General features: G+C 72.5%; 17 protein-coding genes. 6 read left to right on the top strand and 11 right to left on the bottom strand.

Annotated features, from left to right (window positions below):
• Positions 1–149: 149 nt before the first annotated feature.
• On the bottom strand, positions 150–1,571 hold the full coding sequence (locus tag ACIBHY_RS00715; RefSeq protein WP_397305520.1) for a PLP-dependent aminotransferase family protein: 1,422 nt from the start codon (positions 1,569–1,571) through the stop codon (positions 150–152).
• Between the two features lie 59 nt (positions 1,572–1,630).
• On the opposite strand from ACIBHY_RS00715, the gene ACIBHY_RS00710 reads away from it, so the two are divergent.
• A complete protein-coding gene (locus ACIBHY_RS00710; RefSeq protein ID WP_397305519.1) occupies positions 1,631–2,800 on the top strand; it encodes a trans-sulfuration enzyme family protein in 1,170 nt (389 codons plus the stop codon).
• 39 nt (positions 2,801–2,839) lie between these two features.
• A complete protein-coding gene (locus ACIBHY_RS00705) occupies positions 2,840–3,754 on the top strand; it encodes a threonine/serine dehydratase (RefSeq protein ID WP_397305518.1) in 915 nt (304 codons plus the stop codon).
• Positions 3,755–3,873: 119 nt separating this feature from the next.
• Here the strand turns inward: ACIBHY_RS00705 and ACIBHY_RS00700 are convergent, their stop codons facing one another.
• Positions 3,874–5,004, bottom strand: a complete 1,131-nt coding sequence (locus tag ACIBHY_RS00700; RefSeq protein ID WP_397245493.1) for a lipase family protein — start codon at positions 5,002–5,004, stop codon at positions 3,874–3,876.
• Between the two features lie 127 nt (positions 5,005–5,131).
• Here ACIBHY_RS00700 and ACIBHY_RS00695 point away from each other — a divergent pair, with 127 nt between their 5' ends.
• Positions 5,132–5,710 (top strand): hypothetical protein, encoded by a 579-nt coding sequence (locus tag ACIBHY_RS00695; protein WP_397245491.1) that lies wholly within the window; start codon positions 5,132–5,134, stop codon positions 5,708–5,710.
• Here the strand turns inward: ACIBHY_RS00695 and ACIBHY_RS00690 are convergent.
• Positions 5,651–6,613, bottom strand: a complete 963-nt coding sequence (locus tag ACIBHY_RS00690; protein WP_397245489.1) for a LysR family transcriptional regulator — start codon at positions 6,611–6,613, stop codon at positions 5,651–5,653. The two genes, ACIBHY_RS00695 and ACIBHY_RS00690, sit on opposite strands and share 60 nt — an antisense overlap.
• A gap of 73 nt (positions 6,614–6,686) precedes the next feature.
• Between ACIBHY_RS00690 and ACIBHY_RS00685 the strand changes: the two genes are divergently transcribed.
• A complete protein-coding gene (locus ACIBHY_RS00685; RefSeq protein WP_397245487.1) occupies positions 6,687–6,938 on the top strand; it encodes a hypothetical protein in 252 nt (83 codons plus the stop codon).
• Positions 6,935–7,585: a cyclase family protein gene (locus tag ACIBHY_RS00680; RefSeq protein WP_397245485.1), complete on the top strand. Its 651-nt coding sequence runs from the start codon at positions 6,935–6,937 to the stop codon at positions 7,583–7,585. The genes ACIBHY_RS00685 and ACIBHY_RS00680 overlap by 4 nt, the downstream gene beginning before the upstream one ends.
• A gap of 15 nt (positions 7,586–7,600) precedes the next feature.
• Here the strand turns inward: ACIBHY_RS00680 and ACIBHY_RS00675 are convergent, their stop codons facing one another.
• Genes ACIBHY_RS00675 through ACIBHY_RS00660 form a run of 4 tightly spaced genes read right to left on the bottom strand, consistent with a single transcriptional unit; the run spans position 7,601 to position 12,633 of the window.
• On the bottom strand, positions 7,601–7,780 hold the full coding sequence (locus ACIBHY_RS00675; protein WP_184970998.1) for a hypothetical protein: 180 nt from the start codon (positions 7,778–7,780) through the stop codon (positions 7,601–7,603).
• 42 nt (positions 7,781–7,822) lie between these two features.
• Positions 7,823–10,453: an AAA family ATPase gene (locus ACIBHY_RS00670; protein WP_397305517.1), complete on the bottom strand. Its 2,631-nt coding sequence runs from the start codon at positions 10,451–10,453 to the stop codon at positions 7,823–7,825.
• 3 nt (positions 10,454–10,456) lie between these two features.
• Entirely contained in the window at positions 10,457–11,242 is a 786-nt protein-coding gene (locus ACIBHY_RS00665; RefSeq protein WP_397305516.1) for an NAD(P)H-binding protein, read from the bottom strand.
• Positions 11,239–12,633, bottom strand: coding sequence for a DsbA family protein (locus ACIBHY_RS00660; protein WP_397305515.1), 1,395 nt, complete (start codon positions 12,631–12,633; stop codon positions 11,239–11,241). The genes ACIBHY_RS00665 and ACIBHY_RS00660 overlap by 4 nt, the downstream gene beginning before the upstream one ends.
• Before the next feature lie 73 nt (positions 12,634–12,706).
• Between ACIBHY_RS00660 and map the strand changes: the two genes are divergently transcribed.
• Complete coding sequence (gene map, locus ACIBHY_RS00655; protein WP_397305514.1) at positions 12,707–13,555, top strand: type I methionyl aminopeptidase; 849 nt, start codon at positions 12,707–12,709, stop codon at positions 13,553–13,555.
• Here map and ACIBHY_RS00650 read toward each other — a convergent pair.
• The 4 genes from ACIBHY_RS00650 to ACIBHY_RS00635 all read right to left on the bottom strand — a co-directional run bounded on the left by ACIBHY_RS00650 (position 13,542) and on the right by ACIBHY_RS00635 (position 17,993).
• Complete coding sequence (locus tag ACIBHY_RS00650; protein WP_397245474.1) at positions 13,542–13,931, bottom strand: sensor histidine kinase; 390 nt, start codon at positions 13,929–13,931, stop codon at positions 13,542–13,544. The two genes, map and ACIBHY_RS00650, sit on opposite strands and share 14 nt — an antisense overlap.
• Positions 13,932–14,109: 178 nt before the next feature.
• On the bottom strand, positions 14,110–16,086 hold the full coding sequence (locus tag ACIBHY_RS00645) for a cytochrome c oxidase assembly protein (RefSeq protein ID WP_397245472.1): 1,977 nt from the start codon (positions 16,084–16,086) through the stop codon (positions 14,110–14,112).
• Positions 16,083–16,658: a copper resistance protein CopC gene (locus ACIBHY_RS00640; RefSeq protein WP_397305513.1), complete on the bottom strand. Its 576-nt coding sequence runs from the start codon at positions 16,656–16,658 to the stop codon at positions 16,083–16,085. Before ACIBHY_RS00640 ends, ACIBHY_RS00645 begins: the two co-directional genes overlap by 4 nt.
• A gap of 51 nt (positions 16,659–16,709) precedes the next feature.
• Positions 16,710–17,993 (bottom strand): helix-turn-helix domain-containing protein, encoded by a 1,284-nt coding sequence (locus ACIBHY_RS00635; RefSeq protein WP_397245468.1) that lies wholly within the window; start codon positions 17,991–17,993, stop codon positions 16,710–16,712.
• Between the last annotated feature and the right edge of the window lie 138 nt (positions 17,994–18,131).

Raw genomic sequence — 18,131 nt, 5'->3', positions numbered from 1 at the left:
GGAGACGGCGTAGCCCGCAGAAGTGCCCCGCAGGGGCGTCCCGGGGGCCGTGGCCCGGGAGCGGTGTCCCGAAGGGACGGCCGGGAGGGGTGTCCTTTCGGGACACCCGTGGAGCGGTGACCGCGAGGCAGGGGGTCGGGAGGCAGGGGTTAGACGATCAGGGCGTGGGTGGTGGTGGGGTGGTGGGTGCCGTCGTAGGAGTGCCAGGCGGCCGACAACCCGGCCACGGCTCGGCTGAGCTCGCGGGGCGTGAACAGGAAGTGCAGCCGCGTGTAAGAGCCCTGCCCGCCCACCGGGTCGAAGGCTCGTCCGGGCGGGATGGCCACGCCGTGACGCAGGGCGACCTGGGCGAAGGCGTCGGTGTCGCCGTGCGGCAGCCGTACCCAGATCGTCTGGCCGCCCAGGGCGGGCTCGAACGACCACGACGGCAGCCGCTCGCGCAGCTCCGCGCACAGGTGGTCGTGACGCTCACGCAGTACGGCGGTGCGGTCGCGGCGGATCTCCGGCAGGCGGCGCAGCAGCGCGACGGCGGCCAGCTGTGAGACGGCCTCGCCCGCCAGATCGTGGATGGCGCGCAGCCGTGCCAGGCGGGTGGCCAGCGGGGCGGCGGCGCGGATCCAGCCGATCCGCAGCCCGCCCCACACGACCTTGCTCAGCGAGGCGATCGTGATGATCTGCTCGCCCGGGGTGAACGAGGCCAGCGGCGGCGGGGTCTCGCCGGAGAAGCACAGTTCGGCGCAGACCTCGTCGTCGATGAGCGGCACGTCGTGCTCGGCGGCGAGCGTGGCCAGGCGGCGGCGGGCGGGCACGTCCATGACGGCGCCGGAGGGGTTGCTGGCGGTGGGGACCGTGTAGGCGAGGGCGGGGCGGGAGCGCAGCGCGCCGGCCACCCCGTGCTCGGCGCCGCGCACGACGGCGGCGGCGTGGCGGAAGACCTCCAGCGCGCCCGGGTAGGTGGGCGTCTCGGTCAGGACGGTGTCGCCGGGCTGCACGAGCAGGCCGGTGAGCAGCGAGAGCGCCTGCTGGGCGCCGGTGGTGACGACGATCTCGTCCGCGGTGGTGGGCAGGCCGCGGGCGCGGTAGTAGGCGGCGACGGCCTCGCGCAGCGCGGGCTGGCCCGCGGGGTAGTAGCCGAGGTCGTGGGGGCGGGCGGCGAGCCGTTCCGCGGCCTCGGCGTAGGCCTCCACCATGAACGGCGGCGGCACGTCCGGCGCGGCGCAGGTCAGGAGCTGGACCCCGTCGGGCGGGTGGAGCATGTGCTGGATCAGCGGGTTGGCGGGGACGCCGTCGACCACGCGGGCCGCCGACAACTGGGCGGCGGCGACGCGGGTGCCGCTGCCCTGGCGGCGTACGACACGGCCTTCCTGCTGGAGCAGGTCGTAGGTGGCCACGACGGTGCCTCGGCCGACGGCCAGGAGCTTGGCCAGCACGCGGTCGGGCGGGAGCAGGTGGCCGGGCGGCAGGACGCCGTCGTCGATGAGCGCGCGCAGCCGGGCCGTGAGCAGGAGGTACAGCGGCCCCCGGCCGGTCGCCCACCGGCCGAGCAGGTCCACCAGATTGGCTCCATCCATGGACCAATTCTCCACCATTGGATCTGACATCGCAGGACATTTCTGGAGATGCTGTTGACATGGAACTTCGTCCCGAGACCCGTGCCGTCCACCTGCCCCAGCCCAAGCTCACCGGCAGCAGGCCGATCACCGTGCCGATCTACCAGACGTCCGGATTCGTGTTCGACGATCCCGCGGTCTTCGCCGACGCCATGGGCCGCCCCGACGGTTCCTTCGTGTACGGCCGGCTCGCCAACCCCACGGTCCGCTCCCTGGAGGACGCGGTCTCCGGCCTGGAAGGCGGCGTCGCGGCCCTGGCCACCGGCTCCGGCATGGGCGCCATCAACTGCGTGCTGCTCGGCCTGCTCGGCCCCGGCGACCACCTCGTCTCCCAGAAGGCCATCTACGGCGGCACCGCCGCCATGATCAACGAGTTGGTCCACCGCTTCGGCGTCACCGTCACCTACGTCCCGGAGGACGACCCGGAGGCCCTGCGCGCGGCCGTACGCCCGGAGACCAAGCTCGTCTACCTGGAGACGCTGGCCAACCCCGCCCTCCAGGTGGCCGACCTGCCCGGCATGTGCGCCGTGGCCCGCGAGCTCGGCGTCGTCTCGGTCGTGGACAACACCTTCGCCACGCCCCTGCTCTGCCGCCCGATCGAGCACGGCGCCGACATCGTGGTCCACTCCACCACCAAGTACCTGTCCGGCCACACCGACGTCGTCGGCGGCCTCGCGGTCTTCGCCGACGACGCCCTCTACCGCAAGGTGTGGCACTTCTCGGTGGAACTGGGGGCCACGCCGGACCCGTTCGCCGCGTGGCTGACGCTGCGCGGACTGCAGACCCTGCACCTGCGCATGGAGCGCCACTGCTCCAACGCCCGCTACCTGGTCTCCCGCCTGGCGGCCCACCCCGCCGTGTCCGCCGTCCACTGGCCGGGCCTGCCCTCGCACCCCTCCTACGAGCTGGCCGGCAAGCTGCTGCCCGACTTCGGCGGCGTCTTCTCCTTCGAGCTCGCCGGCGGGCGGGCGGCGGGAGAGAAGTTCATGAGCGCGGTACGACTGGCCCTGCTCGCCCCCTCGCTCGGCGGCGTCGAGACCCTGGTCATGCACCCGGCCACCACCTCCCACCGCTCGCTCAGCCCCGAGGAGCTGACCCGCCACGGCATCGGCGAGGGCACCGTCCGCGTGGCCGTCGGCATCGAGCACCCCGAGGACCTCTGGGCCGACCTCGAACAGGCGCTGTCCTAAGGTCGGATGGAACGACGACTCCGTAGCGAGGGGATGACGATGACGGTGACGCACGCCAACGTGCAGGCGGCCGGGGAACGCGTCGCGGGCCACGTCCTGCGCACTCCCGTCCTGGAGGTCTCCCCAGGGCTGATCTTCAAGCTGGAGCAGGTGCAGCGGTCCGGCTCGTTCAAGGTGCGCGGGGCGTTCAACCGCATCCTGTCGGCGGGGACCCTGCCGCCCGCGGGCGTCATCGCGGCCAGCGGCGGCAACCACGGCCTGGCCGTCGCCTACGCCGCCCGCGCGCTCGGCGTCCGCGCCGAGATCTTCGTGCCCACGGTGGCCAGCCCGGTGAAGGTCGCCGGACTGCGCGCCCTGGGCGCCGAGATCACCCAGACCGGCGCCATCTACTCCGCGGCCGCGGAAGCCGCGGCGAAGCGGGCCGCGGAGACCGGCGCGCTGACCGTGCACGCCTACGACCAGCCCGAGGTGATCGCCGGGCAGGGCACGCTGGCACTCGAACTGATGGAGCAGGCGCCCGGCGTCGACACCGTCCTGGTCGCGGTGGGCGGGGGCGGACTGGCGTCCGGCGTCTCGCTCGGCCTGCGCGAAGGCGTGAAGCTGGTGGCGGTGGAGCCCGAGCTGATCCCCGCCCTGCACCGGGCGCTGCGTGCCGGCCACCCCGTCCCGGTCGAGGTCAGCGGCGTGGGCGCGGACGCGCTCGGCGCCACCCAGGTGGGCGGCCTGGCCTTCGGCATCCTGTCGGGCGCGGGCGTGGAGAGCGTCCTGGTCTCGGACGAGGCCATCATCGACGCCCGCCTCCGCCTGTGGTCGGAGCACCGGCTGGCCGTCGAGCACGCCGGGGCCGCCGCCTACGCGGCCCTGCTCAGCGGCGCGTACCGGCCCGCGTACGGGGAACGCGTGGCCGTGGTGGTCTGCGGCTCCAACACCGATCCGGCCACGTTGACCGGCTGACACCACCTGGCGAAGGACCTCCACGGGTCATCACGTGTCACAAGGCGCGGGAGGGGGTGTGGGGTGCGGGAAGGGGTCGCGCTGGGGGGTGTGGGGCGCGACCCCTTGGTCCGCGGGTTTCAGCAGTTGCCGAAGGCGGGCAGGCCGTACATCCTCAGGGCCAGCCACTCGATCGCGAGGGGACCGCCCTCGACGGCGCCCAGCACGTGGTTGCCGCCGGGGATCGACAGCCAGCGCGCGTTCACGCCGGCCCGGCAATACTCCGAGCGCAGCGTGGAGCCGACGGCGTGCGGGATGATCTCGTCGCCTCGGGCGTGGTAGAGGAAGACGGGCACCCGCGGGGGCCGGGCGCCCAGGCGGTTCTCGGCCAGGCGGGCCAGCCACTTGGGCTGGTTCATGAGGTCGATGGGCGACAGGTCGGAGAAGCGCAGGCCGGCGAGCTTGCCGAGGTCGCCCACGCAGTCGTCGGCGGCGTCGGTCATCAGGGCCTTGCCGCGGTCGTTGAGGTCGTTGAACAGGTCGAGCTCGTCGTAGGCGGCGTCGAAGCCGACACCGGCCGCGGCGGCGAGGCCGAAGTTGGCGCCGCCGTCGAGGCTCTGCGCGACGGCCTTCAGGTCGGCGGGTACGCCGCCCGCGGCGACACCCTTGAGCCGGAGGTCGGGAGCGTAGGAGGGCTGGAGCTGGCCGGCCCACCCGGCGGAGGCGCCGCCCTGCGAGTAGCCCATGATGCCGACGGGCGCGCCGGCCGACAGGCCGGAGCCGGGCAGCCGGATCGCGGCGCGTACGGAGTCGAGGACGGCCTGTCCTTGCGAGATCCCGGCCATGTACGTGTGCCGGCCGGGCGTGCCGAGCCCCTCGTAGTCGGTGACGGCCACCGCGAAGCCCTTGAGCAGGAACAGGCTGACCAGGGCCAGCTCGGCCTCTCTGCCCTCCCGCATGGCGAGGGACGGGGCGCACTGGTCGCCGAGGCCGTGGGTGCCGACGGCGTAGCCGATGACGGGGCGGCGGCCGAACGGGTAGGAGGCCTTGGGCACGAGCACGGTCGCGGAGACGGCATTGGGCGCGCCGGTCGCGGAGGTGGAGCGGTAGAGCACGTTCCAGGCGTTCACCGGGACTTCCAGGAGCTTGCCCGGCAGCAGGTACACCGTGGTCGGCTGGGCGGAGATCACGTCTCCGGCCGAGGCCGCCTGAGCGGGTACCGGGAGCAGGATGAGCGAGATGACCAGGGATAAGATCACGGACAGTCTCATGGCGCCGTCCTCCCGCGCGAAGACCACGCTGGCCGCGTGGAAACCACGCTGATCGTTACCCGGCGGTAACCTTCTGTCAAGGCCCGAAATAACGCCGGTCAGGACATCCGTCCGGCAGTATGGTCGGATGGACTCAGGGTCTGTGGCCTTCCTCCGCGAGCTCCTCGCCGACACAGGCTGGATCGAGCGCACCCGCGAACTCGGCATGGCCCTGCGGGCCACCCGATCCCCCGGCGGCCTGCTCCTGGTCGGCACCCCCGACGACGAGCCGTGGCACCTGACCGCGCATCTGGGCGACGAGGCGCGCCTGTCCGGCCTGCCGCAGCTCGCGCCCACGCTGGTGCGCTGGCAGCCGCCCGCCGACGCCCCCGCCCACCTGCGGATCGGGCTGGAGCGCATCGAGGCGGCCCGGCGCGGCGAGACGTTGTTCGTGGTCGCGGAGCAGCAGGCGCCGGTGCCGCTGCTCGAGCGGGTGGACGACGCCCGCCGGATCGGCGCGACGATCGTCGCGCTGGAGAGCGGCGACCCGGAGCTGACCGGCCTCGCGCACGAGGCGCTGGCGATCCCGCAGCACGGGCTGATCACCTTCGACGGCGCGCAGCACCTGGTCAGCACCGCCGCGGGCGAGATCCCGCAGCGGCCGAGCCTACGTGACCGCCTCGCCAGGCTCCTCGACCGCGTGAGCGGACCGCAGGTGACCGACTAGCTCCCGCGTCGCGTCCTCGATCGCGCCGATCACGACCGCCTGCACGGGGTCGGGCTCCCCCGACCGCGTACGGCTGACGCGCGTCACGGCGTCCAGCCGCCGGGCCCCGACGTCCTTGATGTAGCTGACCCGCACCTCGCCCTCGGGCACGTCGAGCAGGGCCAGCTCGGGCACGATGGCGACCCCGTGCCCGGCCACGACCAGCGACAGCGTCGGGCCGAACTCGGTGATGACGTGCACCTTGCGCGGCTCGAACCCGTGGATCGCGGCCAGCCGGTCGAGCGCCTGCCCGCAGGCCTGCGAGGGCTCACCGGCCACCCAGGGCATCCCGGTGAGCTCGCCGATCGTGCGCGGGGCCTCGGGCCAGGCGGGCGGGGCGACGATGCGGTACTCGTCGACGTAGAGGGTCCGCGTGGACAGCGACGGCTGCGACAGCGCGGGCAGGCTCATGTCCTGCTCGGTGATCAGCACGTCGACCTGGCCGAGCCTGAGCTCCTGGAGGGCGGGCGGGCCGTACACCTCGTGGATGATCGGAATGATCTTCGGATGGTGTACGGCGAGCCGCTGGATCGCCGGAACCAGGATGTGCTTGATCACGGTCGGGAAGGCGGCGATCCGCACCGGCCCGGCCAGCCGCTCGGTGAAGCGGGTGAGCTCGCGCCGGGCCTCGGCGAGCTCGTCCTCGACGCGTTCGGCGTATCCGGCCAGCACGCGGCCGGCGGGCGTGAGCGACACGCGGCGCTGGGAACGGTCGATGAGCGCCAGACCGACCTCGCGCTCCAGGTGGGCCAGCTGCTGGGAGACGGCGGAGGGAGTGAGGAAGAGCGCCTCTGCCGCGCGCATGACGCCACCGCGGCGGGCCACCTCGTGCAGGACACGCAGGCGCCGAGGATCGATGTCCATGCAGGTCAGCTTACGCGCAGATTTAGATCTCGTTACTTGTGCTTGAGCTGGGGACATCCGGAGAATGTGCGCCATGGAGTTACTCCTCGACGCCCTCGGCTGGCTGGGCGCGGCCACCCTGCTGTACGGCTACGCCATGGTCTCCTCGGGGAGGATGTCCGGGGACGGCCTGCCGTACCAGGTGATCAATCTGTTCGGGTCGGTCAGCCTGATGATCAACAGCGGGTACAAGGCGGCGTGGCCGTCGGCGGCCCTGAACCTCATCTGGGCCGGGATCGGTATCGTCGCCCTCGTCAAGCTCTACCGTCTGGGAGTCGCCCGATGATCGTCGAACTGAGCCACCGCATCGTCGAAGGCATGACCACCTACCCGGGCGTTCCTGGGCCCGTGCTCGGCCTCCACCTGAGCAGGGAGGACTCCCGGGAGGTCTACGCGCCGGGCACGGAGTTCGAGATCGGCGTGATCACACTGGCCGCCAACACCGGCACCTACCTGGACACCCCGCACCACCGCTACCCCGGCGGCGCGGACCTCGCGCGCGTCCCGATCGAGAAGCTCGCCGACCTGCCGGGACTCGTGGTCCCCGCCGAGGGCCGCCGCGCGATCGGCCTCGACGCCTTCGACGGCCTCTTCGTCCGCGGCCGCGCCGTCCTCGTGCGGACCGGCTGGGACGCGCACTTCGGCACCGAGGCGTACACGAGCGGCCACCCGTTCCTGACCTCCGAGGCCGCCGAATGGCTCGCTGAGCAGGGCGCCGCGCTGGTCGGCATCGACTCGCTGAACATCGACGACACCCCGCCACGCGGCGAACGCCCCGCGCACACCGTCCTGCTCGCCGCGGGCATCCCCATCGTCGAGCACCTCACCGGCCTGTCCGCGCTGCCGGCCGGCGGCTTCCGCTTCCACGCCGCGCCGCCCATGGTGTCCGGCATGGGCACCTTCCCGGTGCGCGCCTACGCCGTCATCCCGTAGTCACGGCACGGCGTCTCAGTCGTCCTCGTCCTGGTCGGCCTCGTCCCACGCCTTGTTCCGCGCGGCGGCGCGTTCCAGTGCGCCCGCGGCCTCCTCCTGGGTGGCGTAGGGACCCATCCGGTCCTTGTTGGGGCATCCCTGGTCGGGCTCCACCCTCATGTGCTTGAGGCAGAACCACCACTGGCCTTCGCTCACGTGAGCAATGATGCCCCTTTGATCCCTTCCCAAGCATGAACATCAGAGGCCGAGTCCGGCCAGTTCCCCCCGCGAAGCCACGCCCAGCTTGGGAAACGCGTTGTACAGGTGATAGCCGACCGTGCGCGGGCTCAGGAACAACCGTGCCCCGATCTCCCGGTTGCTGAGCCCCTGGGCGGCCAGCCGTACCGCCTGGAGCTCCTGGGCGGTGAGCCGTTCCGCGAGGTCGGGCGCGTGCGCGCGCACCGCGCGGCTCTCCCCCGTCGCGCGCAGCTCGCGCCGTGCCCGCTCGGCCCACGGCGGCGCGCCCAGGCGCTCGAAGGCCTCGGCGGCGGTCCGCAGCCACGTGCGGGCCTCGCTCATCCTGCGCTCGCGCCGCAGCCGCTCCCCGTACAGGAGCCCGGCGCGCGCCCGGTCGAGCGGAAAGGCCTCATGGTGTACGGCCGGCGCGTAGTCGTCCAGGTCGTCGGTGAGCAGCGCCCGGTTGCGCAGGGACACGCCCCGGGCCCAGGCCTGACCGCTCTCGTGGGCCCACCGCTCGTAGGTCGCGGCCGGACCGGCGGCGTCGGCGGGGCGGCCGAGCCGTACCGCGGCCTCGACCATGATGGGCAGCGCGGCCAGCATCCCCATCGGCCGCGAGCCCGCGAGGACGGCGGCCAGCCGGTCGAAGGCCGGCTCGTAGCGGCCGAGCCCGAGGTCGAGCAGGCTGAGCGCGGCGGCGGCGTGCACCGAGCCGGGGGCGAGCCCGCGCTCCAGCGCCTCGGCCGTCAGCTCGCGGCAGCGTTCCTCCTCGCCCTCGACGGCGGCCAGTTCGGCGAGGACGGCGCGCAACTCCAGCGCGGGCCGGGTCTGCCCGGTGTCGGCGGCGATGCGCAGCCCGTCCTCGGCGGTGAGCCGGGCGTCGCGGTGCGCGCCGGTGAACAGCTGGCAGCGGGCCAGGATCACCTGGACGGCGGGCAGTGTGCCGAGCGCGCCGTGCTCACGGGCGTCGCGTTCGAGCCAGGAGACCTCACCGTAGGCGCCGGCGATGTCGCCGGTGATGAGGCGCATCCGGGCGAACAGCAGCCGGTCGCGCACGTCGGCGTCCTCACCCGGCGGGTCGGCGAGCAGGTCGCGCAGGGCGGCCAGGCCGTCGGCCACCTCGCCGCGCTCGACGCGGTTGGCGGCCAGGGCGGCGGTGGCCAGCGTGGCGACCGGGGCGCCGCCCGCCAGCGTGCTCGCGAAGCCGCCCATCATCTCGACGCACTCGAAGTCGTTGTTGCGCCAGGCCGCCGCGACCGCGTCGCGCAGCAGGACGACGGAGTCGTCCGGGGCCGACGGATCGGTCTCGTGGAGCAGGATGCGGTAGGCGTCCTGGGCGTCGTCGCGGGACTCGGCGAGCACGGCGCGCAGCTTGGCGGCGTGCACCCGCTCCTCCATCCCGGTCAGCCGCAGCAACTCGGCGGCCTTCTCGAACTGCCCGGCGTCGGTGGCCGCGCGGGCGGCGGCGACGTGGCGGCGGGCGCGTACGGCCGGGTCGGGGGTGAGCTCGGCGGCCCGCGCGTAGGCGGCGGCGACGGCCGCGTAGCCGCCGCGGTCCCTGGCCCGCTCGGCGGTGGCCGCCAGCGCGGCGGCGACGTCCTCGTCGGGTTCCTGGGTGGCGGCGGCCAGATGCCAGACGCTCCGGTCGCCGTCGAGGACGTCGGCCAGCGCCCGGTGCGCGGCCATCCGCCTGGCCAGCGGCGCGCGCCGGTAGACGGCGCTCCTGATCAGCGGGTGGCCGAAGGCCAGGCGGGCGCCGGAGGCGGTGAGCAGTTCCGCGCGTTCGGCCGGTTCGAGGTCGGCGGGCCCGGCGCCGAGCAGTCCTGCGGCGGCGAGCACGGCGGCCGCCTCACCGGTGTCGTCGGCGGCGGCCACCAGCATCAGCGTCCGCGTGGCCTCGGGAAGGGCGGCGACCCGGTCGGCGAACCCCTGCTGGATCCTGCTCTGCACCGGCACGATCCCCATGGAGTAGGGCCCGGACCGGCGCCGCGACGCCGACAGCTCCAGCAGGGCCAGCGGGTTGCCCGCCGACTCGACCAGCACCTCCTCGCGCTCGGTGGCCGACAGCCCGCCCGCGCGCTCGGTCAGCAGAGCCTGGGCGCTCTCGTCGGCCAGGCCGCCCAGGCGTAGCTCGGCCAGGCCGGCCGCCGGGAAACCGGGGGCGTGCGGCTCGCGTACCGTCAGCAGCATCACCACCCCCTCGGCCTCCAGCCGCCGCGCGGCGAACAGCAGCGCCGCGGCGGAGGCGTGGTCAAGCCATTGGGCGTCGTCGACGAGGCAGACCAGCGGTCCCGCCTCGGCCAGCAGCGTCAGCACGGCCAGTCCCACCAGGAACGGCTCGCCCTCCCCCGCGGGTCCGGTGCCGAGCGCGGCGGCCAGCGCCCTGGCCTGACCCTCCGGCAGCCGGTCCAGCCGCTCGGCGGTACGGCCCAGCAGCAGGCTGAGACCGGCGTAGGGCAGCTCGTGCTCCGACTCGATCCCGGCGCCCCGCAGCACCGGCAGCTCCCCGGCGCGCGCGGCGGCGGCCTCCAGGAGCGCGGTCTTGCCGATGCCCGCTTCACCCCTGATGACCAGCGCCGCGCTGGTGCCTTCCCGGGCTCCGGACAGCAGCCGCTCGATCATGGCCGTCTCGTCCGTCCGCCCGTGCAGCATGCCTCAGAGGCTACCCGCGAAGTCCCCGGCGTGATCGGCGGCCCACTCCCGGTAGGTGCGCGCGGGCATGCCGGTCAGCTTCTCGACGGTGTCGGTGACCCGTTCCGGCGGGAAGTCCTGGAGTGCGTCGGCGAAGTCGCCGTACAACGCGGCGATCTCCTCGCGGGTCATGTTCTCGAAGCGCAGCGGCCGCCGCAGCACCTCGCCGAGCACGCGCACCCGCTGCCCGGCGTCGAGCGGCTCCGGGCCGGTGAGCACGTAGGTCCACCCGGCGTGGCCCGGGTCGAGCAGCACGCGGACGCCGGCGGCGGCCAGGTCGGCCTCGTGGATCAGCGTCCGCTTCCAGTCACCGAAGGGCCCGCGGGCCACCTCTCCCCGCGCGAGGCTGGGTGTCCAGCGCAGGTCGTTGGTGGCCAGGCCGGTGATGCGGAGGAAGGTCCAGTCCGCTCCGGACTCCCTGACCAGGCGTTCCATCTCACCGTGGGCGGAGTTGACCGGATCGGCGGCGCCGGCCTCGGCCGAGGAGAAGTAGACGACGTGCCTGCCCGGCCGGGCGATCTTCGCGACCGCCTCCGCCTTCCTGGGGTCGCCGAGGACGGGCCAGACGAGGAAGACCTTGTCCACGCCGTCGAGCGCGGCGTCGAGGGTCGCGGGGTCGGTCAGGTCGCCGTAGACCTCACCGGGCCGCTTCGGGTCGCGGGTCAGCGCCCGCGCCTCGACACCCTGCTCGCGCAGCTGGGCGACCACCTGGCCGCCGACGCTTCCGGTTCCTCCGGTCACCAGGATCATGACGCTTCCCCGATCAGCTCGTAGAGGGTCTCGACGGACTGGGCGCCGGACAGCGTGCGCGATCCGGCCTCGAACACCGGAACCCCGGTGACCTCGATCTCCGCGAGCCTGGCCCGCAGCTCGTCCTCGCCGCCGTCCTGCCAGGTCACGCCGGTCTCGGCGGCCAGGTCCTTGAGCGTCGCGAGGTCGGACAGGTCCAGGCCGTCGGTGAAGTAGGCGCGGAACAGCCGTTCGGTCATCTCCTCGCCGCGCCCCTGCGCGGAGGCGAGGGCGATCAGCCGGTGCGCCTGGAAGGTGTTGGCGAACCGGGCGCGGTCGAAGCGGTAGTCGAGGCCCTCCGCCGCGCCCAGGCGGGTCATCCGCTCGGTCGACCTGGCGGCCTCAGGGCCGAAGGCCCGCTCGTGCACCAGGGTCAGCGGCTCGACCTCCCGCACGTCGGGAGCCAGCTGGTACGGACGGAAGACGACCTCCACCCGGGCGCCCTCGGCCCTGCGCCGCTCCAGCGCCTTCCGCAGCCGGTTGAAGCCCAGGTAGGACCAGGAGCAGGCCAGGTCGAGCGTCATCGTGACCGTGGGCGGGGCGAAGTCGGCGCGGTGGTCGGCCACCCACTCCCGGTAGGTGCGCGCTGGCCGCCCGGTGACCTCCTCGACCGTGGTGGTCACGGGCTCGGGCCGCGCGATGAGCCGGCGCATGTCCTCGAAGGTGTCGTCGACGGCCTCCGGCGGCAGCCACGTCTCGAAGTAGGCCCTGGCCTCCGTCAGCGGCATCTCCTCGAAGCGCAGCTGCCGCCCGATGACCTCGCCGATGATCTCCACCCGCTCCTGCTGTGTCTGCGCCTCGGGCCCGGTCACGTCGTACGCGGCCCCGACGTGGTCGTCGTCAAGCAGTGCCCGCACCCCCACGGCGGCCAGGTCGGCCTCGTGCACCAGCGACCTGGCCCACCCGCCGAACGGCTCCCGCACCACCCCGTCGTCCCGGATGCCCGCCACCCAGCCCAGGTCGTTGCCGGCGAAGCCGCCGCCCCGCACGAACGTCCACTCGACGCCCGACTCCCTGATCAGTCCCTCGATCATGTGGTGGGAGGCGTTCACCGGATCGGCCCCCTCCTCCGCCCCCAGCGAGGACAGGTAGACCACCCGGCGCACCCGCTCCGTGATCTTCTTCAGCACCTCGGCGGCCCGCTCGTCGGCCGACAGCGTCGGCCACACGAGGAACACCTTGTCCACGCCGTCGAGCGCGGCGTCCAAGGTGGCGGGGTCGGCGAGGTCGCCATAAACCTCACCGGACCGCTTCGGATCGCGGGTCAGCGCCCGCGCCTCGACACCCTGCTCACGCAACTGGGCGACCACCTGGCCGCCGACTTTTCCGGTTGCTCCGGTAACAAGAATCATGTCTGCGACCGTACGGGCCGGGTGCGTGACGCAACATCTGTCAACCGACTGGGGCTCGGTAGACTCGTGTCCCATGACGACACTGCTCCAGCCCGGACGGATCTCGCCCATGCGTAAGGTCCCCGCCCATATCGAGCGGCCGGAGTACGTCGGCAAGAAACGCCCCAAGACCGGTGAGTCCGACGTGAAGACGCCGGAGGTCATCGCGCGCATGCGGGTCGCCGGCAAGCTGGCCGCCCAGGCGCTCGACGAGGTCGGCAAGCACGTACGGCCGGGCGTCACCACCGACGAGCTCGACCGGGTCGGCCACGAGTTCCTGCTCGACCACGGCGCCTACCCGAGCACGCTCGGCTACAAGGGCTACCCCAAGTCGCTGTGCACCTCGATCAACGAGGTCATCTGCCACGGCATCCCCGACGACACCGTGCTGCGCGACGGTGACATCGTCAACGTCGACATCACCGCCTTCATCGGCGGCGTCCACGGCGACACCGACGCCACCTACCTGGTCGGCGAGGTCGACGAGGAGTCCAGGCTGCTGGTCGAGCGCACCCGCGAGGCCATGATGCGCGCCATCAAGGCGGTCGCCCCCGGCCGCCAGCTCAACGTCGTCGGCCGCGTCATCGAGTCCTACGCCAAGCGCTTCGGCTACGGCGTCGTCCGCGACTTCACCGGGCACGGCATCGGCACGAGCTTCCACTCCGGCCTGATGGTCCCCCACTACGAGGACCCCTCGCTGCGCGTGGAGCTGCGAACGGGCATGACGTTCACGATCGAGCCGATGCTCACGCTCGGCACCATCGACTACGACATGTGGGCCGACGGCTGGACGGCGGTGACCAAGGACGGCAGGCGCACCGCGCAGTTCGAGCACACCATCCTGGTGACCGACGGCGGCAGCGAGATCCTCACCCTCGCCTAGGCACCACTCCGGTCACCGTCGTGCCCTCGCCGCGGACGCTGCTGACCGACAGGCTGCCGCCGATCTCGACGAAGTGGGCCCGCATCCGCGTGATGCCCCGCCCCACGTCGGCCGCGTGGAATCCGTCTCCGTCGTCGCTGACCGTCATCCGCAGGCCGCTCTTGCCGGCCGTCACGGCGACGGAGACCACCCGTGCTCCGCTGTGCCGCTCGACGTTGGCAAGGGCTTCCTGGACAACCGCGAGCACCGCCCGCGCGATGGGTTGCGGGACCTCGACCGTGGGCAGCGCCCAGGTCTCCACCGTGATCCCGGTGCGTTCGCCCCAGTCGCCGAGACAGCCTTCCAGCTCCTCGGCCAGGCTCCGCCCCCCGCGCATGCGCGTCTCTTCCGCCAAGTGATCTCGCCCTTCTAACAAGCGGGCAACGCACCGGACCTGACTCCGGCATCCCGAGGCCACAGCATGCGGCCGTGAGAACTGCCCGGCTCCCCCACGTGAGAGCCTACTAGGGGCATCCGTCGCTCGTGGGGGGTGACAAGATTCTGTGACGCGGGAGTTAGTCGCCCTTGTCCGCCTTGTTGAGCCGCGCGAGATAGTCGTTGTAGTCGTTGAGCGCCGTGTCGCCCGCCGGGTTGCGGTCCGCGCGCCGGTCCTCCCGCCGCGCCGTGCGATCCTCGTCGCGATACCACTGTACGGCGATCGCCAGCAGAACGATCAAGGTCGGGATCTCGCCGAACCCCCACGCGATGGCTCCGCCGTTGTTCTGGTCGGCCAGCAGCGGCCCGCCCCACGTGCGCCCGAGCTGCTCGTACCAGTCGGCGGCCAGCACCGTCCCCATCATCATCAGCGCGATGCCGAAGAACGCGTGGAACGGCATGGTCACGAACAGCAGCAGCAGCCGCCCCACGTACGGCAGCTTGTGCGGCGACGGGTCCACACCGATGATCACCCAGAAGAACAGGCTGCCGCTCAGCAGGAAGTGCAGCGTCATCGCGATGTGGCCCAGGTGCTCCTCCATCGCGCCGGCGAACAGCGGGGTGAAGTAGAGCGCGTAGGTGGAGGCGATGAAGATCGCGGTGGCGATCGCCGGGTGCGCGATGACCTTCACGGCCCTGCTGTGCAGGATCGTCGTCAGCCACTCGCGCGGGCCCCGGTCGCCGCGGCGGGCGGCGGGCTTGAGCGCGCGCAGCGCCAGCGTCACCGGGGCGCCCAGCACCAGGAAGATCGGGACGATCATGGACAGCGTCATGTGCTCGACCATGTGCACGCTGAACATGACCTTGGCGTAGCGGGCCACGCCGCTCTGGGTGGCGATCACCAGGATGGCCACGCCGACGAACCACGACGCCGTGCGGCCCCAGGGCCACTTGTCGCCGCGCTTCAGCAGGCGGTGGACGGCGGCGCCGTACAGGATGGCGAGGGCGGCGGCGATGGCGGCGAAGAACAGATCGAACCACCACATCGACGCCAGCGTCCCCAGCGTCATCGGCGGCGGCATCGCGAAGCCCAGCAGCTCGAACGCGCGGTCGGCGGGCAGGCTCACCACCGGCGGCGGGGTGCGTGAGAGCGCCACGGCGAGGCCGACCGTGGCGAACATCAGCAGCGCCTCGCCGGCCGCCAGCCGGGTGAACGCCCCCGGCCGGCCGGCCTCCAGACTGACCATGGTGCGCTGGCGGTGGTACCAGCCGATGTAGCCGAGCAGCACGAAGCCCACGGTCTTGGCCACGATCAGCACGCCGTAGCTGGAGGTCCACAGGTCGGAGACGGCGGTCAGCCGCGCGACGACGCTGAGCAGCCCCGAGAGGCCGACGACCACGTAGAACCAGAGCGCGGCGCGGGAGAAGCGGGCGGCCGTCTGCTCCAGTTGCGGCGCCTTGCGCACCGCGTGGACCACGAGCACGACCAGCCCGCCGACCCACAGCGCGAGGCCGGTCAGGTGCAGCGAAAGCCCGGCCGTGGCCAGGTCGTGGTTGGGTGAGGAGGAGGCGTGCCCCGTCAGCGCCGGGGGAAGCAGCGCGACCAGCCCGAGCACGAGCAGCCCCGCGGCCGCCCCGGCCGTGATGGCGCCTCGCGAGAACAGCGCGATGGCCACCCCGAACAGGATCACCAGCGTCAGCGCGATGCCGTTGCCGACCTGCGTGGCGTAGCTCGGGATGTAGTTCTTGAGAACGACGTTCGCCACCGAGTCGGTGTAGAGGTCGGACAGCTGGAAGAGCATCAGCAGGAACGCGAAGCCCGACCACGACAGCGCCGTCCACGAGGCGGCCTTGACGTAGCCGAGCGCGCTCTTGCCGAGCATTCCCTTGTCGCTGGGCAGCAGCAGCGCCGCCACGAGCAGCAGTCCGACGGTCGCCACGGCCGCCGCGTCCATGCCGAGCTTCGACAGCGGCAGCCCCCAGCGCGTCAGCGCCCCCGCCACCGGAATACCGGGAATGACCCGGGGGAACGCCGCGCCACCGGCGATCAGCGCGATGACCAGCCCGGCGACGGCTGCGGCCACGGTCCCGAGCGCCACCCGGGCGGTTTTGCTCACGGCTTCTTTCTCCGCATGCTCAGCAGGAACCCGATGCCGATGCCCACCAGGGCGCCGACCACGATGATCAGCCAGATCGGGAACCCGGCCGGCTGGTCCTGCTCGGCGCTGGCCGGAGTCTGATCCGGCGTCTGCACCTGCTCGGACGGCGACGGCGACGGCGCCGCGGCGCTCGTGCTCTCCGCCGGAGTGGCCGAGGTCTCGGGCTTGGGCGCGCCCTTCACCGTGAACGGGATCTCGCCCTCGATCGGGTGCCCGTCGGAGGAGACCACCCGGTAGGCGATCGTGTACTTCCCGTCCTGCAGCGCGCCCTTGAGCACCTGCGACACCACCTTGCCGTCGAGCTCCGGCTTGCCCTCGTGGAACTCGCCGCCGTCACCCCTCACGATGACGAACGGCATGCGCACCTTGGCGGTGAACTCCAGCTTCACCTGGTCCACGGACTTGACCGTGCTGCCCTTGGCCGGGTCGCTGGTCCGCAGCGCGTCGTGCGCCAGGGCGGGGGAAGCGGTGCCGAGGAGGATCAGGGCGGCGAGAAGCGCGGCGAGCGCCGCGAGCGGGGATCTGTTCATGGCACCCCCAAGGCTACCCACGACGCCGCCCGGTCCCGCCGCCGCGCCGGACTACAATCCGGCCGACGCCAGCGCCCGCTGGTACGCCCCGACGGCCTCCTCGGTCTCGCCCAGTTGCTCGAAGCCTTCGGCCGCGGCGTACCAGGCCCCGGCGATGCGGCCGGAGTCGGGCAGCGGCGCGAGCCAGGAACGCACCGCCTGCACGCTCTGCTTGGCCGCCTTGGGGTGGCCGAGGTAGGAGTAGGCGCGGCCCAGGATGAAGTGGGCCTCGGCCTCGAGCGCCGGCGCGCCCTCCGGCAGCAGGTCGAGTGCTGCCTGCGCGGACGCCGCGGCGGCGGCCGTCTCTCCGGCGATGATCTCGGTCCTGGCGATCTCGATGCGGCAGCGGGCTCGGTCAAGGGTGCTGGCGGAGGACTGGGCGAGCTCGTCCTCGGCCTGAAGCATCAGCTTGCGGGCCTCCTCCACCTCGTTCGGACGCGCGCGCACGAGGAGAGAGGCGTAGGCCAGGCGCATGCGGGCGAGGCTGCGCGGCAGCCCGTTCTCCAGCTGCACGGCCAGCGCGCGGGTGGCGAAGGTGAGGGACTCCTCGCCGTGGCCCCCCATCTCCGACAGCAGTGCCGCGTTCCAGTTGGCCGCGACGGTGGCCCGCGGGGTGCCGAGCAGGTCGGCGGCGTTGAGCAGCTCGGCGGCGAACTGCCGCGAGCGCAGCATGTCGCCGCGGTTGAGGTAGGCGTTGAGCAGGGTCGCGCCGAGCTCGACGTGAACGTCGGTCCAGGCCGGGCGTGCGGCGGCGCCCAGGTAGCGCTCGCCGATCTCCACCGCCTCGGTGGGCCGCTCGCACTCGCGGTAGAGCCGCGACAGGGCGATGGCGACCTCGATCTGCCGCTCGGTGGGCAGCTCCTCGTCACACAGGCGCAGGTGGATGGCGATGGCGGCGTCGAGGTCGCCACACGCCTCCGTCGCCAGCGCCAGGCCGTATTCGGTGTCTTGACGGAGCTGCGTGAGACCTGTCAGGTTGTTGTCGGCCAGCAGCTCGGAGAAGCGCGTGCGGGCTTCGGCCACCTCGCCGTTCTCCAGGGCCAGGCGGGCGTAGCCCAGGGCGAGTTCGATGTCTTCCATCTGCTCGGCCGTGACCCCGTTGACCAGGTAAGACAGCGAGCAGTCCAGCTTCTGGGCGAGCAGTTCGAGTACCGCCGGCGTTGGGGTACGCTTGCCACTCTCGATCAAGGAGACATAGCTGTCCGACAGCTCAGGATGCGCGAGTTGCGCCTGCGATAGACCCCGTTGCCGCCGCACGGTCTTTATACGCAGTCCGACCAGGTCAGATGTGGTCATATCTGCCGCTCCTTGAGATGATTACCCGAGCAAAACCCCAAGGCGAGGGAGAACCCCCATGCGCAAGCGTCTTGCCCTGTCCGTGACTGCTGTCGTCCTGGCTTTACTAGCCGTTGGAGGACATGCTACGGCCAGCCT

It is taken from the genome of Nonomuraea sp. NPDC050547 (assembly GCF_044457345.1).
In the GTDB taxonomy this organism is placed as follows: Bacteria; Actinomycetota; Actinomycetes; order Streptosporangiales; family Streptosporangiaceae; genus Nonomuraea.
Note: the sequence above shows the minus strand (reverse complement) of the source record. Positions and strands in the feature narration are given on the sequence as shown.

Coding starts and splice junctions, on each gene's coding strand:
- ACIBHY_RS00715 (WP_397305520.1), bottom strand. CDS start 1,571: ATGGATGGAGCCAATCTGGTGGACCTGCTCGGCCGGTGGGCGACCGGC.
- ACIBHY_RS00710 (WP_397305519.1), top strand. CDS start 1,631: ATGGAACTTCGTCCCGAGACCCGTGCCGTCCACCTGCCCCAGCCCAAG.
- ACIBHY_RS00705 (WP_397305518.1), top strand. CDS start 2,840: ATGACGGTGACGCACGCCAACGTGCAGGCGGCCGGGGAACGCGTCGCG.
- ACIBHY_RS00700 (WP_397245493.1), bottom strand. CDS start 5,004: ATGAGACTGTCCGTGATCTTATCCCTGGTCATCTCGCTCATCCTGCTC.
- ACIBHY_RS00695 (WP_397245491.1), top strand. CDS start 5,132: ATGGACTCAGGGTCTGTGGCCTTCCTCCGCGAGCTCCTCGCCGACACA.
- ACIBHY_RS00690 (WP_397245489.1), bottom strand. CDS start 6,613: ATGGACATCGATCCTCGGCGCCTGCGTGTCCTGCACGAGGTGGCCCGC.
- ACIBHY_RS00685 (WP_397245487.1), top strand. CDS start 6,687: ATGGAGTTACTCCTCGACGCCCTCGGCTGGCTGGGCGCGGCCACCCTG.
- ACIBHY_RS00680 (WP_397245485.1), top strand. CDS start 6,935: ATGATCGTCGAACTGAGCCACCGCATCGTCGAAGGCATGACCACCTAC.
- ACIBHY_RS00670 (WP_397305517.1), bottom strand. CDS start 10,453: ATGCTGCACGGGCGGACGGACGAGACGGCCATGATCGAGCGGCTGCTG.
- ACIBHY_RS00665 (WP_397305516.1), bottom strand. CDS start 11,242: ATGATCCTGGTGACCGGAGGAACCGGAAGCGTCGGCGGCCAGGTGGTC.
- ACIBHY_RS00660 (WP_397305515.1), bottom strand. CDS start 12,633: ATGATTCTTGTTACCGGAGCAACCGGAAAAGTCGGCGGCCAGGTGGTC.
- map (WP_397305514.1), top strand. CDS start 12,707: ATGACGACACTGCTCCAGCCCGGACGGATCTCGCCCATGCGTAAGGTC.
- ACIBHY_RS00650 (WP_397245474.1), bottom strand. CDS start 13,931: ATGCGCGGGGGGCGGAGCCTGGCCGAGGAGCTGGAAGGCTGTCTCGGC.
- ACIBHY_RS00640 (WP_397305513.1), bottom strand. CDS start 16,658: ATGAACAGATCCCCGCTCGCGGCGCTCGCCGCGCTTCTCGCCGCCCTG.
- ACIBHY_RS00635 (WP_397245468.1), bottom strand. CDS start 17,993: ATGACCACATCTGACCTGGTCGGACTGCGTATAAAGACCGTGCGGCGG.